Raw genomic sequence first — 14,519 nt, forward strand, 5'->3', positions numbered from 1 at the left:
ATCAAGGAGCGTAAAGATGGCACTTACATTGTCGAAGAACCAATCGATTTCCCTGGAAAAAACCGGCGGGGCCGGCTTGACCAAAATTACGCTGGGCTTGGGCTGGGATCCGGTTAAAGGTGGTTTTTTTGGTAAGTTGATGGGGGCAGGTACGGAAATCGACCTCGATGCTTCCTGCATTCTGTTCGATGAACACCTCAACGCGGTAGACCTGGTGTGGTTCCGTCAATTGGCCTCCAAGGACGGTTCGATCAAGCACTCCGGCGACAACCGTACGGGCGAGGGCAGTGGCGATGATGAGTCGATCTATGTTGACCTCCAGGCCCTGCCGGCTTCGATCAAGTATCTGGCCCTGACCTGCAATAGTTTTACCGGTCAGAACTTCGAAAAGGTCGAAAACGCTTACTGCCGTATTCTCGACACTTCGAAAAACGCCGAGCTGGCACGCTTTAACCTGTCTGAAAAAGGTCGCCACACCGGCGTGGTCATGGCAAGCCTGACCCGTGGGCCACTAGGGTGGGAATTCAAGGCCATCGGGCAAACAACCAACGGCCGGACGGCCGACGATCTTGTCAGCCTGGCGGTTGAGGCGTTGCGCGCATGACTAGTCTGGTACCAGGTGGTAATGCGCCGGTCGCCACCGGTTCTATCCGGGTCGATGTCAGCTACTCGCCACTCCCAGGCGCTGATATCGATGTTTCAGCCTTTGCATTGTCTCCATCGGGCAAGGTCAAGAATGACTCGGCGATGTGCTTCTATGGGCAGCCGAACATCCTGGCAGGCGCCGTTCAGATGACGGATTCGTCGTCAGGCCGGGCGACGTTTACGGTTGATCTCAGCCGCCTTGCAGCAGATGTGGAAAAAATTGCCCTGACGGCCACTATTCACGAAAACAAGGCAAGTTTTGATCGGGTTTCGTCACTCTCCGTGACACTCAGCGGTGGCCTGGATGCGCAGATTTCCACGAGCGGCATGAAAGAAACGGCGCTGATCCTGGGCGAGTTTTATCGTCGCCAGGGCGAGTGGAAATTCCGTTGTGTTGCTCAAGGTTTTGCTGGCGGCCTTGCACCATTGGCTACTCATTTCGGCGTTGAGATCGCCGACACACCGACCCCGACACCTGCTCCCGCTGTTCCGGCGCCGGCCGCTGCGCCTAAAGCGACGGTTAGCCTGAGCAAGGTGACGCTGGACAAGTCTCGCGCCAGCATCAGCCTGGAAAAGTCAGCGTCGGGTTTTGGCCTGATCAAAGTCAACCTCAACTGGAACCAGGGAAAAAAGGGCGGGTTCTTTGGGAAAAGCAAATCTATCGACCTCGATGTCGGCTGTCTGTTCGAGATGCAGGACGGCTACAAAGGCGTTGTGCAGGCACTCGGCAATGCGTTTGGCAGCCTGACGGAAGAACCCTTCGTGCAATTGATGGGGGACGACCGGACCGGTTCCGTGACCGGCGGCGAGTGGATTCATATCAATGGCCAACAGTGGAGCAAGGTTCGACGCATCTTGGTCTACGCCTTCATCTATGACGGCGCGCCCAACTGGGCCGAGACCGACGGCGTGGTCACGATCTTCGTACCTGGACAGCCTGAAATCGAAGTTCGATTGAACGAAGAGGGCGGTCGACTGGGTTGCTGCGCGATCGCGCTGCTGGAAAATGACAATGGCGCCGTGAAAGTGACACGTCGGGTCGATTTCCATAAGTCCCAGGCACCTATGGATACGGCCTACAACTGGGGCATGCGCTGGTCGGCGGGCTCCAAATAATTAATTGCAAAACGGGGGCTACGGCCCCTCTTTGAGAGGAAGATCCCATGCTGGAATGGCTGAAAACAAATGCAGCGAAGGCGCGTGAAGCGCTGACGACCGAAGTCGGCAAGTTCAAGAACAAGAACTTTATGGAGGCCACGGCCTCGGCCTGCGCAATGATCGCTGCGGCTGATGGTGAAGTCTCTTCTGCCGAAAAAATGAAGATGACAGGCTTTATCAATAATTCGCCGGAATTGAAGGTGTTTAACCTCAGTGACGTGATCAAGTCGTTCAATGATGCCGTGGGCAAGTTTGAATTCGACTTTGCCATTGGTCAGGCCGAAGCACTTAAGATTATCAACAAAATCAAAGGCAACGACGGCGCGGCCCGTCTTCTGGTGCGCGTTGCCTGCGCGATCGGCTCTTCGGATGGTGACTTTGACGCCAAGGAAAAAGCCGCCTGCCGCCTGATCTGTCTCGAGCTGGGCCTGAACCCTGCTGATTTCGAACTATAAGGCGTATGACCGTGGAAGCTACCCATATCGGTTTTCCCCCTCTGACGATGGCGGTATTCGTCGCTATCGCACTGGGTGCAATGTTGCTGGACATGGTTACCCACCGGGGTGACAAGCCGGTGTCCCTGATGAAAGCGTCCATCTGGTCGATTTTTTGGATCGCGATCTCCCTGGGATTTGCAGGGTTCCTGTATTACGAGCACGGCCCTGAAGTCGCCAGTCTGTTCGTCACCGGCTACGCCTTGGAGAAAGTCCTGAGCGTGGATAACCTCTTTGTGTTCATGGCAATTTTTGCCTGGTTCAAAGTGCCGGACGGCTTGCGCCACCGCGTACTGTATTGGGGCATCATCGGCGCCATCGTTTTCCGTGGCATTTTTGTGGCCATCGGTACTGGCTTGCTGGCGTTCGGCCCATGGGTTGAAATCGTGTTTGCGGTGATCGTGGCCTGGACGGCTGTGATGATGTTGAGAAGCGGCGGTGACGATGAAGAGGAGGAGGACTACTCCACTCACATGGCTTATCGGTTCGCTAAAAAACTGTTCCCGGTGTGGCCAAAGCTGCACGGCAATAGCTTTTTCGTACGCCGCAAGGTGCTCGAAGCTGAGCTGTTGAAACCAGAGAACAAAGGGATGAGCTTGGCCGCCAAGGGGGGGCTGTTTGCGACCCCGCTGTTTCTGTGTCTGGTCGTTGCTGAAGTCTCCGATGTGCTGTTTGCTTTTGACTCCGTACCCGCCGTTATTGCGGTGAGCCGTGAGCCGTTGATCGTTTATTCGGCAATGCTTTTCGCTATCCTCGGCCTGCGTACGATGTACTTTGTGCTGGAAGCACTGAAGCGCTATCTGGTACATCTCGAGAAAGCGGTTATTGCACTGCTGTTTTTTATCGCCATCAAGCTCGGGCTGAACGCGACCAATCACATTTTCCACCACGGCTACAACATTGATGCGAACACCAGCCTGTTAATCGTAATGGTTGTACTGGTTATCGGTGTCGTCGCAAGCATCATGTTTCCTGGCAAGGAAGAAGCGCCCGCTGAACTCAGCTAATTTAATTCGCTAAATCACAAGGAGTTGCACCCATGGCTTTGACACTTCAGAAAGGCGGCAACCTGTCGCTGTCCAAAACTGATCCATCGCTGACCAGACTGATTGTTGGTTTGGGTTGGGATCCTCGTGCCACAGACGGCACCGAGTTTGACCTGGACGCCAGTGCGTTCCTGCTCTCTGCTGCGGGCAAAGTTCGCGGCGAGCAAGACTTCATTTTCTATAACCAGCTCAAAAGCGTCGACGGTTCTGTAGAGCACACCGGTGACAACCGCACTGGCGCCGGCGACGGTGATGACGAGGTGATCAAGGTTGACCTGAGCCGCGTACCTGCCGAGATTGACAAGATTTCGTTCACCGTGACCATTCACGACGCAGACGCGCGCAAGCAGAACTTTGGTCAAGTGGGTGGCGCCTTCATCCGTATCGTCAACGAAGTCAGCGGCGCTGAAGTCGTGCGTTACGACCTGGCAGAGGATGCTTCGACTGAAACAGCGATGATCTTCGCCGAGTTGTATCGCAATGGCAACGAATGGAAATTCCGTGCTATCGGCCAAGGCTACGCTGGCGGCCTGAAGTCCGTGGCGAACAGCTTCGGCATGAATTTCTGATCTATCACTCCATTTACTGAGGAATCTACACATGGCAGTTTCATTGTCCAAAGGCGGTAACGTCAGCCTGTCCAAAGAAGCCCCCGGCCTGACCGAAGTCATTGTTGGCCTGGGCTGGGACCCTCGCGTGACCGATGGCACCGAATTCGACCTGGACGCGTCGATCTTCATCGTGGGCGAAAACGGCAAAGTGCTCGATGACAACAGCTTCATCTTCTACAACAACAAAAAGTCGGCCGATGGTTCCGTCGAACACATGGGTGATAACCGCTCGGGTGCTGGCGAAGGCGACGACGAGCAGGCAACGGTCAAGCTGACCGGCCTGGCGCCGGCAGTGAAGAAGCTGGTGTTCGCAGTGACTATTCACGATGCCGAAGCACGCAAGCAAAGCTTTGGTCAGGTCTCCAATGCGTTCATCCGCGTGGTCAACAAAGCCGACGGCAAAGAGCTGGCGCGTTATGACCTGAGCGAAGACGCTTCTACTGAAACCGCGATGATTTTCGGCGAACTGTATCGCAACGGCGAAGAGTTCAAGTTCAAGGCAATCGGTCAAGGTTTCGCCGGCGGCCTCAAGCCATTGGCTGAAGCCCATGGCGTCAGCATCGGCTAACGCTGTGCAGTGACAAAAGGCCCCTGTTTTACACAGGGGTTTTTTATGTGTGCGTAAAACTGGATATCGCTTCCGGTGCTTGGGATCGCTCGCTGCGCTTTTACCCTCGAGTTGGGAAAAAGTCTTCCGCCGTGTTTGTCAGAAGGTGAAGGTGCACGGCTTCATCGGCTGCAGCTATGCGCTCAAGTGCGTGTAGCAGCAAGGGGCTAGAGGCGACCCTGGGATCGCCCAGCATTTTTGGGCATCGTGGTGACAAACTATGTTGTAAGCGACCAGATCCAGCCTGCCGGCTCGGATCCGAAACGCTCACACAAACCAACCCCCTGATTCAGGGGTTTTTTTTTAGGGCAACTAAACTTCATGCCGATTTGGGCCGGGAACCGAGCTTCAATCGCGCCTTGGTCGGCGAGCCCTGTTCGTCGTTTTCAGGGCGAGCCACTGAACAACTACGTTGACAACATGGGGCATAGGTGATGATATCAAGTCATACGACAACGTATGACATAGAAAATAATAAAAACGAAAGGCGCAGTCATGTCTTCTACATTTACCGCCCAGCGAGATTGCAGGTCACCGGCCCGACGCGTTAGCGCAGGGTGCCAGCTACTTCCCTCGCTTGCCGAACAGCCCCGTGCGGGCTCGCCATGCAATCCAATTCCCCTATCCCAACGTTCAGGCCTGCGCGCCTGCCTCGCCAGGCGTTAGCGCTCGGCGTGCCCGTTTCTTGCTCAACTTCAACCCCACAATGAATGGCAGCACCTGGAGAACAATAATGAAGAAAACAATCTGCGCCTCTTTGATCGCCTCTTTTCTGAGCCTGACCGCTGGCACGGCAATGGCCGCCGACGTCGGAGACTGGCCAAGCCGTCCGGTGCAGGTGGTGGTGATTGCCAACGCCGGCGGTGACACCGATTTCAACGCACGAATGATGGCCAAATACTTCACCAAGCTCACTAGAAAATCCATGGTGGTGACCAATATGGCCGGCGGGGGCGGGACGATCGCCGCCGATGCGGTGAAAAGCGCGGCACCGGATGGCAATACAATCTTGTTCACCCATACCGGCCAGTTGATCGTCAACGAGGTCGCGGGGCTGTCGGAGGACCGTTTTGATGCGTTCGATATCTCCTGCATTGCCGGCGTCGACAAAGGCGCGGTGTTCGTCTCGGCGAAAAGCTCGGGCATCGACGGCCTCGACCAACTGATTGAAAAAGCCAAGGCCAAGCCCGGCACCATCACCTACGGCACTGAGATGGGCAACTTCTCTCATCTGCAGGGCCTGATGTTCGAGAAGCTCGCCGGCGTGAAGCTGAAAATGGTCGACAGCGGCACGGTGTCTGAAAAAATCGTCGCCTTGCTGGGCAAGCGTATTGAGCTCGGTGCCATCAGTTATGGTTCGGTCCAGGATTACATCGCCAGCGGCAAGATGACCGCTTTGGGCCAGCCCAACGCTGAGCGCAACGCGTTGCTAGGCGACGTCAAGACGTTCAAGGAGCAAGGTGTGGATTTGATCCTGGACAAGCCTTACGTCGTCGCTTTCCCGAAAGGCACCGACCCGGCCATCGTCAAGAAAATGGCCAAGATTATGAAGGACATTACCGAACAGCCGGAATACGCCGAAGAGCTGAAAAAGTCCTTCAAGCAGCCGGTCAGCTTCCAGGGCACCGAAGAAGCTGTTGCCACCCTGAACAAAACCCGTGACAGCTTCATGCAGTTCAAGGACGAGATGCGTAAAGCCAAATAATTTACGTAACGGCTCGGGTGGGCGCCGTGTTGGCAAGCACCCGATTGCCGGTCCTTTCCAGCAAGAGGAGCCTGTATGGATTCCTATAAAAGAAACGAGCTGATAGCCGGCGTGGCCATGCTCGGCGCCGGTGTGGCTTATCTCGTATTGACCTTGAACCTGCCGCGTCGCGGGTTGGTTGATGCCGCGTTTGTACCTTGGGTGCTTGCCGTCGCGTTGTGCCTGTTGGGTGCGTTGCAATTGTGGGCGTGGCGAAAGCTGCCGGACAAGAGCCCCGAACCGGCGCAAAAGCCGGAGTCGATCGATTACCCGACGGTCTTCAAATCCCTGGCATTGGTGCTGCTTTTTACAGCGCTGCTGGAGACGGTGGGTTTCGTGATCATGACGGTGCTTTATCTCTATGCCCAGTTCATCGTGCTGACCCCGGCGGAACAAAAGGTCAAGCACCTTCAATACGCGTTGATAGCGGTCGTTTCGGCAGTTCTGATTTTTTACATTTTTCGCCATGGCTTCGACTTGCTCCTGCCGGTCGGTTTATTGGATTTCTAGGGGGCGGCCATGATTGAGCTCATGCAACAAGGCTTTGGGGTCATACTTACACCCTACGTCTTTCTCCTGATCACCCTCGGCGTTGCGGTGGGGATCGTTTTTGGTGCGGTGCCCGGCCTCTCGGCCACGATGGCCATCGCGCTGTGCTTGCCGCTGACGTACTCGATGGGCCCCGGTCCGGGCCTGGCGCTGCTGGTCGCGCTGTTTGTCGGTGCTACCTCGGGAGGGCTGATATCGGCGATATTGCTCAACATACCGGGAACGCCGGCCTCCATCGCCACGACCTTCGACGGTTGGCCGCTAATGAAGAAGGGCCTGGGCGTCAAAGCCTTGGGTATTGGTGTGGTGTTTTCTTTCCTGGGGACGATTTTCAGCATCGCCGCGCTGATGTTCATCGCTCCGATCCTGGCGGAGCTGGCCCTGAGCTTTGGCCCGCACGAATACTTTTCCATCGCGATTTTCTCGCTGACGTTGATCGCCACGCTGTCTACCGGCTCGCTGGTCAAAGGCTTGTTTGCCGGTGCCCTGGGCTTTGCCTTTTCTACCGTGGGGATTGCGCCGGTCGAGGCGATTCGCCGCTTTACCTTTGACCTGCCGAGCCTCAATGGCGGCTTCGCCATGCTCACCGTCATGATCGGTATGTTTGCCGTCGCCGAAGTGCTGAAGTTTGCTGAAAGCGCGCGCCTGAGCCACCGGGCCAGACCACAGCACGTCAGCATGAAAGGTGTGAAAGGTTTTGGTTTTTCGATGAAGGAGTTTGTCGGCCAATTGCCCAATGCTGGCCGTTCCTCCCTGATCGGCCTGGGCATCGGTATCCTGCCCGGCATCGGTGCCGGGACATCGAATATCGTTTCTTACATCGTTGCAAAGAAGCGCTCCAAGACCCCAGAGGAATTCGGCAAAGGCAAGATCGATGGCGTGGTCGCCAGCGAGGCGGCCAACAATGCCGGTATTGGTGGTGCGATGATTCCACTGCTGACGCTGGGCATTCCCGGCGATACCACCACGGCGGTCATGCTCGGCGGGTTCATGATCCACGGCCTTCAGCCTGGGCCTCTGCTGTTTATTAGCCAGGCACCGCTGGTCTACACGATTTTCGCCGCGCTGATCCTCGCTTCCGTGCTGATGCTGGTGCTCGAGTTCTACGGCCTACGCATGTTCATCAAACTGCTGGCGGTGCCCAAGCACATCCTGCTGCCAATCATCCTGGTGCTCTGTGTGGTCGGGGCCTTCGGCCTGAACAGCCGGATCTTCGATGTCTGGGCGGTGTTGCTGTTTGGCTTGCTGGGATACGGGTTTGTAAAAGCCGGTTTGCCGATTGCACCGTTCATCATCGGTTTCATCCTGGGCCCCATGGCTGAAACCAACTTGCGCCGTGGCTTGATGCTGTCCGATGGGAACTTCGGCGGCTTCCTGAGCAATCCCATCTCTGCGTGCTTTCTCATCCTGGCCGCCGCCTCCATCTCCTGGCACGTGGTGACGGTCATTCGCAACAGGAAAAGTGCTGCTATTGAGTTGATGCGCAGCTAGCCCGCTGCTTTCGTCCGCATTTGCTGCTGTAACCCGAACCCGGGTTGCAGCCGCCGCCCCAAATGTTCGGAGCATAGCCATGCAAGACACGCCTCAAATGCCTTGCGCCGACGACGACCGCATTGCCTGGGTGCGCGTGGCCTCGGTGTTCCTGCCATTGGCCAACCCCATCAGCGATGCCAAGGTGCTGACCGGTCGGCAAAAGCCAATGATAGAAATCGCCATGTTGTTCGTGGAAATTGAAACCAGGGATGGCCACCGTGGACTGGGGTTCAGCTATTCCAAGCGCGCCGGTGGCCCCGGGCAATTTGCCCACGCCGAGGAAGTCGCCCCCAGCCTCATCGGCGAAAACCCCAGCGACATTTCAAAACTGTGGGACAAGCTCTGCTGGGCGGGTGCCTCGGTAGGGCGCAGCGGCCTGGCCACACAGGCCATTGGCGCATTCGATGTCGCCCTGTGGGATCTGAAAGCCAAGCGGGCCAATCTTTCCCTGGCTCGCTTGCTCGGCGCCCATCGCGATTCCGTCCAGTGCTACAACACGTCGGGTGGATTCCTGCATACGCCGCTTGATCAATTAATGATCAATACCGACCTGTCTCGGGAAAAGGGCATTGGGGGTATCAAGCTCAAGGTGGGCCAGCCTGACCAGGCACTGGATCTGCACCGGGTCAGCACCGTCCGCAAACACCTGGGTGATGACTTCCCATTGATGGTCGACGCCAACCAGCAATGGGATCGGCCCACCGCGCAGCGTATGTGCCGCCGTCTCGAGCAGTTCAACTTGATCTGGATCGAGGAACCGCTCGATTGCTATGACGCCGAAGGTCATGCCGCGCTGGCGCTGCAATTTGATACACCGATCGCGACCGGTGAAATGCTCACCAGCGTTGCCGAGCACTGGGAGTTCATCAAATTGCGCGCGGCCGATTACCTGATGCCCGACGCGCCCCGTGTCGGCGGCATTACCCCTTACCTCAAGGTTCAGGCATTGGCCGAGCAAGCGGGGCTGATGATTGCGCCGCACTTTGCCATGGAGCTGCACATTCATCTGGCCGCCACGTATAGCCGCGAGCCCTGGGTGGAACATTTCGAATGGCTGGAGCCGCTGTTCAACGAGCGCATGGAGACACGTGACGGGCGCATGCTGGTGCCCACCCGGCCTGGCCTGGGGCTGTCTTTGAGCGAGCAAGTGGCGGGCTGGACGGCGAACCAGGCTGAGTTCTGGAAGCGTGCGTAAGCCGATTGAGGAGAGAGGCATGTCGTCGTTGAACCACGAAGTTATCCAGCGCATCGAGCAGGTGGTCGGACCGTCAGGGTGGGTGCGTGATCCCGAGCGGATGCGCGGCTATCTGACGGACTGGCGTAACGCCTACCAGGGCCAGGCTGCCCTGGTGGTACGCCCGGCCAGCACCGCAGAGGTGGCCGACGTTGTACGGCTCTGCCATGACGCCGGGATTGCCGTGGTGCCACAGGGCGGCAATACCGGTTTGTGCGGCGGCTCGATCCCTGATGCCTCTGGCAACCAAGTGGTGCTGTCCTTGACCCGGATGAAGCGCATCCGTGAAATCGACTTGGCGAATGAAACCATCACGGTCGAGGCCGGGGTGATCCTGCAGCAGCTACAGGACACCGCCCATCAGGTCGATCGTCTGTTCCCGCTGTCGCTGGGGGCTGAGGGCAGCTGCACGGTGGGCGGCAATCTGGCGACCAATGCCGGCGGGACGGCGGTGCTGCGTTACGGCAACATGCGTGAACTGACCCTCGGCCTGGAAGTGGTGCTACCCGATGGTCGTATCTGGAATGGGTTGCGAGGTTTGCGTAAAGACAACACCGGCTACGACCTCAAGCATTTATTCATTGGCTCGGAGGGCACGCTTGGCATCATCACGGCGGCGGTGCTCAAATTGTTCCCGGCGACCCACTGCACGGCGACTGCTTGGGTCGCGCTGCCTTCGCCACAGGCGGCGGTGGACTTGATCGGCTATGTTCGCAGCCTGTGCGCCGACCGCCTGACGGGCTTCGAGATGATGTCGCGCCAGAGCCTGGACTTTGTTCTGGACCATGTGACCGGCTGCACTGATCCGCTGGAAACGAAGCACCCTTGGTACGCCTTGATTGAACTGCGCGACACGGTGCCCGACGCGCCGTTGACGCGGTTGCTTGAAAACGGCCTGGCCCACGCCTTCGAGCACGGTTGGGTCATTGATGCGGTATTGGCCAGCAGCCAGGCACAGGCCGCGGCGCTATGGGCGCTGCGCGAAGGTATTTCCGAGGCGCAGAATCATGAAGGCCCCAGCCTCAAGCACGACATCAGCGTGCCCGTGAGTCGGATACCGGAGTTCATTGAACGCACCGACAAAGCCCTGCAACAGGACTTCCCGGGCGTGCGCATCGTTTCCTATGGCCACATGGGCGATGGCAATTTGCACTACAACATCAGCAAGCCGGTCGGCGATGCGGACGCTTCGTTCAGGGCTCGAGAACACGCGATCATGCAAGTCATCTACCGGATGACGAGTGCCTTCAACGGCAGCATCAGTGCCGAACATGGGCTGGGACAAGCCAAACCTGAAGCGGCGGTCCGCTTCAAGGATCCTCTGGAGACCGAGTTGATGCGTGCCATCAAACGCGCGCTGGACCCGACTGGGCTGATGAACCCCGGCAAGGTCTTCTCCCGCCCCGAACCATAAAAACGCGCAGCCGTGTTCAAGGGGTGCGCGTTTTTTGTTCAGCCGGATCGGGCCTCGCTGTCTACCAGCATATCGTCCAGGTATTGCGGCTGCTCCGTCTGATCCGGCAGTTCGGTCACGACGCTGAAGTCGCTGACCTCGATGGCGCCGACGCCATGACCGAGCAGATGGAAGGAAAACGCCTTGCGCTGCTGCGGGTTGTCGAAACGGATGTTCATCACCAACGGCTGGTCGGGTGTGACCGCCACCTCGGTTGGCAGGTCCATCGGCACATCCTGCTCGAACTCCTTGGCCTTGAGGGAAATATAGGCGGCATGGTCATCCACGGTGCGGATGGTCAGGCTGACGCGGGTCTGCGAGCCCTTGGGCATTTCCAGGTATTGGGCACCGATCAGGTTGTCGGTCCAGTCGTTGGTGACCTGGGCCGGCAGTGGGATTTTATCTGCGCTACCGAACTGATAGTGCTGGTTCAGGGGCGTGCGCAACAGGGTTTGGTCCAGGGCCATGGCTCGGGCGCCGATCAATCTGGCGCGCTGGCCGCTGTATTGCCCGCCATAGGTGGCCCGGTCAGCGATGAAGCCTGTGCTGGTGTAGTAGCGGCAATGCTGGAGGAAGTCGCACTCGGTAAACGTGCCTTTGCCGTCGTGGTAGCGCAGCTTGCCGTTGGTGAACGACATGATTTCCCGGCCCGTCGGGTAGTCCCTGAACATCGAGCGGCCGGACAACGACGTGGGCACCGCAAAGCCAAAGTAATCTAGGATCGAGGCGGTCAGGTCGACGTGGCCATAGGTGCCGGACTTGATCCTGGGCAACGGCTCCGGCGCCAGCGTCAGGTTGAACCCCCAGGACGAGGCCAGCCGCACGTCGTCGATGCCGTGGGATTCGTCCGAGGTGATGACCACCAGGGTGTTGTCCAGGATACCTTGGCGTTCCAGGCCCGCCAGGAAGTTTTCCAGGGCGTCGTCCAGGTAGCCTACCGCCGCCTGCTTGGCGGTGTCGTAGCGTTGCAGGTATTGATCTGGGGCCGAGTAGGGCTGGTGTGTGCCCACGGTCAGTAGGGTCAGCATCCAGGGTTTGTCCGCTTGTTGCAGTTGCCCGACGTAGTCCAGTGCGCCTTCGAAGAAGGTCTTGTCGTCCTTGCCCCAAGGGAATTCCAGGTAGGCGGGGCGAGTGAACCACTCCATGCCCAGGGTCTTATCGAAGCCGATGTGCGGCATGATCCGGTCCTTGGCCATGAACCGCAGGCCAGCACCCTGGAGGTAATGTGTGGAAAAGCCATTCTGACGCAACTGGGCCGGCAGGCAGGCTTGGTTGCGCTGGGTCTGGTTGAGCATTTCGACGCCTTTGGGGGTGCCGTTGTCGAGCTTGTCGTAGTCGCCACACAGCATCGCGTAGAGGCCGCGGATGGTCTGGTGGCTGTGCAGGACGTAATCGGGTGTGTTCATGCCGCGTTCGGCCCAGGCACTGAGGTGCGGCATCAGGTTCTCCTGATAGCTGCTTTTCAAGGCCTGGCGGTTGGCGCCCACGTAGGCCCCGGGAATACCCTCCAGGGCGATGATCAGGACGTTGCGCGCCCGTCCCGGTTCGGCCAACAGTCTGCTGCCATCGAGGTCCAGCCGAGTCAGCCCCTCCATTGACGGGGCTGGGTCTAGCGCCTCGCCGTCGAGCCATTGCCGGGCCTGGTCCTGCCCGGCGGCGACACCGGCTGTGACGAGTTGGTGAGGCAGGTTGAACACGTTCCATTGGTCCGTCTCGCTGGGGCGCCAGGCTTGCAGCGCGCTGTGGCTCAGCAGGAGCAACACGGGCACGGCCCAGGCGTGGCGAGGCAAGTGTGGCGCCTGGCGTGGGCGGCTGGTCCATTGGGTAATCAGCCAGAACGCCAGCGCTGCCAACTGGATCACGGCCAGCCAGGGATGGGCGAAGCCGCCGCTGGTGGAATTTTCAACGAACTGCGGGTCGGTCAGATAATGAATGTCCGAAGGGTTGGGCATCCGCCCGACCGCGCTGACCAGCTCGATGCTGGCCAGCGTCAACGCGCTCCAAGCCAGCAATACCGGGAATGCCAGCCACCCGGGACGGCGATGGAGCAGCACGATCAGCACCCCGCCGATACCCAGGTCCGAGAGATAGCCCAGCGGGTCGGACCAGCCCAGGGCGAGACGCAGGCCCATGGGGACGAGTAGTACGCAGCCTATCAGGGCGATGAGGGCGGCGCGGGGGTGGGTTAAAGCGCGATAAAGAATATTCACAAGAAACGAGCCCTTCGTTAAAGCTAATCCGTTGAACAACACACCAACCCTGTGGGAAGTTCTTCCTTCGGTCATGAAATTGTCATGAGGCGGGATGGTACCAAGGGCAATCACCCCTGGCCGTGCCAATGTCCCGGTGTCCGGCTGTGCTGGGCTGTGGTTCACTGGCTCAGGCCTTTGCGAGGGCCGCATAGCGCTCATTTGAGGCGCGCATAAAATTGTATCAAGGTTTTTCATCGGGGGATGGATGGACAGGTTTCAGGAAATGCAGGTTTTCCTTGCCGTGGCCCAGGCGTCGGGTTTTTCGGCTGCGGCGCGGCGCTTGGGCCTGTCGGCGGCCAGCGTCACGCGGGCGGTGGCGGCGTTGGAGCAACGCATTGGCACGCCATTGCTGGTGCGCACCACCCGCAATGTGTATTTGAGCGAAGCTGGCCAGCGCTTTTTTGAGGATTGTCGCCGGATCCTGAGCGATTTGCAGGAAGCCGAGGATTCGGCCGCCGGCAGCCATGTCCAGCCTCGCGGGCAGTTGACGATCACCGCGCCGGTGCTGTTCGGTCAGTTGTTCGTCACACCATTGCTGGTGGATTACTTGCACCGGTTCCCCGAGGTCAGCATCAACGCCTTGTTGTTGGACCGCACGGTCAGCCTGGTGGAAGAGGGCATCGATGTTGCCCTGCGCATTGGCGAGCTGCCGGACAGCAACCTGCATGCTGTGCGTGTCGGTGAAGTGCGACGGGTGGTGTGCGGCGCGCCTGATTTCTTCGCGCGCCACGGGCGGCCCCGGCATCCGGGCGACTTGGAGCGAATGCCCGTGGTGGCGTCATCGGCCATTGGCCAGGTCAAAAGCTGGACTTTCATCGATTCAGGCCAACCGTTGGCCGTTCGGACCGTGCCTCGGCTGGTGGTGACGGCCAACCAGGCCGCGATCACGGCCGCCTGCCGAGGGTTGGGGGTGACGCGGGTCCTGTCTTACCAAGTGGCAGGCAGCGTGGCTGCCGGGGAGCTGGAAATCGTCCTGGCTGATTTCGAATTGCCGCCTCTGCCGATCCATGTGGTGTACCAGGGCGGACGCAATGCGCCGGCGCGGGTCCGTAGTTTTGTCGATTTTGCCGTCAGTGCTCTGCGCGAAAATTCGGCCTTGAGCGGTTGAAGCATTGTTTCTCTGGCTGAAACAATGGATTGCATTTCTGGGTGATTCTCTTGTTCTTGCCGGGAGCGGAAGATGACCCCCATCG

At 58.6% G+C, this 14,519-nt stretch carries 13 protein-coding genes; 12 read left to right on the forward strand and 1 reads right to left on the reverse strand.

Going from position 1 to position 14,519, the window contains the following annotated elements:
* The first annotated feature begins 16 nt into the window (after window positions 1–16).
* From AACY31_RS13245 to AACY31_RS13295, 11 genes are all read left to right on the forward strand, one after another.
* Window positions 17–604 carry a TerD family protein gene (locus AACY31_RS13245; protein WP_339479851.1) on the forward strand — a complete coding sequence of 196 codons (588 nt, stop codon included), beginning with the start codon at window positions 17–19 and terminating at the stop codon, window positions 602–604.
* Window positions 601–1,761 carry a TerD family protein gene (locus AACY31_RS13250; protein WP_339479852.1) on the forward strand — a complete coding sequence of 387 codons (1,161 nt, stop codon included), beginning with the start codon at window positions 601–603 and terminating at the stop codon, window positions 1,759–1,761. Before AACY31_RS13245 ends, AACY31_RS13250 begins: the two co-directional genes overlap by 4 nt.
* A 47-nt stretch (window positions 1,762–1,808) precedes the next feature.
* Window positions 1,809–2,258: a tellurite resistance TerB family protein gene (locus AACY31_RS13255; RefSeq protein ID WP_339479854.1), complete on the forward strand. Its 450-nt coding sequence runs from the start codon at window positions 1,809–1,811 to the stop codon at window positions 2,256–2,258.
* Window positions 2,259–2,269: 11 nt separating this feature from the next.
* Window positions 2,270–3,304, forward strand: coding sequence for a TerC/Alx family metal homeostasis membrane protein (locus tag AACY31_RS13260; RefSeq protein ID WP_339479856.1), 1,035 nt, complete (start codon window positions 2,270–2,272; stop codon window positions 3,302–3,304).
* A gap of 32 nt (window positions 3,305–3,336) precedes the next feature.
* The gene (locus AACY31_RS13265; protein ID WP_339479857.1) at window positions 3,337–3,912 is read left to right on the forward strand and encodes a TerD family protein; all 576 of its coding nucleotides are present in this window, start codon (window positions 3,337–3,339) and stop codon (window positions 3,910–3,912) included.
* Window positions 3,913–3,943: 31 nt separating this feature from the next.
* Window positions 3,944–4,522 (forward strand): TerD family protein, encoded by a 579-nt coding sequence (locus tag AACY31_RS13270; protein ID WP_339479858.1) that lies wholly within the window; start codon window positions 3,944–3,946, stop codon window positions 4,520–4,522.
* A gap of 772 nt (window positions 4,523–5,294) precedes the next feature.
* Entirely contained in the window at window positions 5,295–6,266 is a 972-nt protein-coding gene (locus tag AACY31_RS13275) for a tripartite tricarboxylate transporter substrate binding protein (protein ID WP_339504546.1), read from the forward strand.
* 75 nt (window positions 6,267–6,341) lie between these two features.
* Window positions 6,342–6,815 (forward strand): tripartite tricarboxylate transporter TctB family protein, encoded by a 474-nt coding sequence (locus tag AACY31_RS13280; RefSeq protein WP_339479862.1) that lies wholly within the window; start codon window positions 6,342–6,344, stop codon window positions 6,813–6,815.
* A 9-nt stretch (window positions 6,816–6,824) separates the two neighbouring features.
* Entirely contained in the window at window positions 6,825–8,345 is a 1,521-nt protein-coding gene (locus AACY31_RS13285) for a tripartite tricarboxylate transporter permease (RefSeq protein WP_339491656.1), read from the forward strand.
* Window positions 8,346–8,424: 79 nt separating this feature from the next.
* Window positions 8,425–9,582: an L-talarate/galactarate dehydratase gene (locus tag AACY31_RS13290; protein WP_339479865.1), complete on the forward strand. Its 1,158-nt coding sequence runs from the start codon at window positions 8,425–8,427 to the stop codon at window positions 9,580–9,582.
* A 19-nt stretch (window positions 9,583–9,601) separates the two neighbouring features.
* Window positions 9,602–11,035: an FAD-binding oxidoreductase gene (locus tag AACY31_RS13295; RefSeq protein WP_339504548.1), complete on the forward strand. Its 1,434-nt coding sequence runs from the start codon at window positions 9,602–9,604 to the stop codon at window positions 11,033–11,035.
* A gap of 38 nt (window positions 11,036–11,073) precedes the next feature.
* Here AACY31_RS13295 and AACY31_RS13300 read toward each other — a convergent pair whose 3' ends face one another.
* Window positions 11,074–13,284, reverse strand: coding sequence for an LTA synthase family protein (locus tag AACY31_RS13300; protein ID WP_339504549.1), 2,211 nt, complete (start codon window positions 13,282–13,284; stop codon window positions 11,074–11,076).
* A gap of 247 nt (window positions 13,285–13,531) precedes the next feature.
* Between AACY31_RS13300 and AACY31_RS13305 the strand changes: the two genes are divergently transcribed.
* Window positions 13,532–14,434 carry a LysR substrate-binding domain-containing protein gene (locus tag AACY31_RS13305; protein WP_339491658.1) on the forward strand — a complete coding sequence of 301 codons (903 nt, stop codon included), beginning with the start codon at window positions 13,532–13,534 and terminating at the stop codon, window positions 14,432–14,434.
* Window positions 14,435–14,519: the final 85 nt, after the last annotated feature.

Source organism: Pseudomonas sp. RL_105y_Pfl2_101, from assembly GCF_963970585.1.
Taxonomy (GTDB): Bacteria; Pseudomonadota; Gammaproteobacteria; order Pseudomonadales; family Pseudomonadaceae; genus Aquipseudomonas.

Coding starts and splice junctions, on each gene's coding strand:
- AACY31_RS13245 (WP_339479851.1), top strand. CDS start 17: ATGGCACTTACATTGTCGAAGAACCAATCGATTTCCCTGGAAAAAACC.
- AACY31_RS13250 (WP_339479852.1), top strand. CDS start 601: ATGACTAGTCTGGTACCAGGTGGTAATGCGCCGGTCGCCACCGGTTCT.
- AACY31_RS13255 (WP_339479854.1), top strand. CDS start 1,809: ATGCTGGAATGGCTGAAAACAAATGCAGCGAAGGCGCGTGAAGCGCTG.
- AACY31_RS13265 (WP_339479857.1), top strand. CDS start 3,337: ATGGCTTTGACACTTCAGAAAGGCGGCAACCTGTCGCTGTCCAAAACT.
- AACY31_RS13270 (WP_339479858.1), top strand. CDS start 3,944: ATGGCAGTTTCATTGTCCAAAGGCGGTAACGTCAGCCTGTCCAAAGAA.
- AACY31_RS13275 (WP_339504546.1), top strand. CDS start 5,295: ATGAAGAAAACAATCTGCGCCTCTTTGATCGCCTCTTTTCTGAGCCTG.
- AACY31_RS13280 (WP_339479862.1), top strand. CDS start 6,342: ATGGATTCCTATAAAAGAAACGAGCTGATAGCCGGCGTGGCCATGCTC.
- AACY31_RS13285 (WP_339491656.1), top strand. CDS start 6,825: ATGATTGAGCTCATGCAACAAGGCTTTGGGGTCATACTTACACCCTAC.
- AACY31_RS13290 (WP_339479865.1), top strand. CDS start 8,425: ATGCAAGACACGCCTCAAATGCCTTGCGCCGACGACGACCGCATTGCC.
- AACY31_RS13295 (WP_339504548.1), top strand. CDS start 9,602: ATGTCGTCGTTGAACCACGAAGTTATCCAGCGCATCGAGCAGGTGGTC.
- AACY31_RS13305 (WP_339491658.1), top strand. CDS start 13,532: ATGGACAGGTTTCAGGAAATGCAGGTTTTCCTTGCCGTGGCCCAGGCG.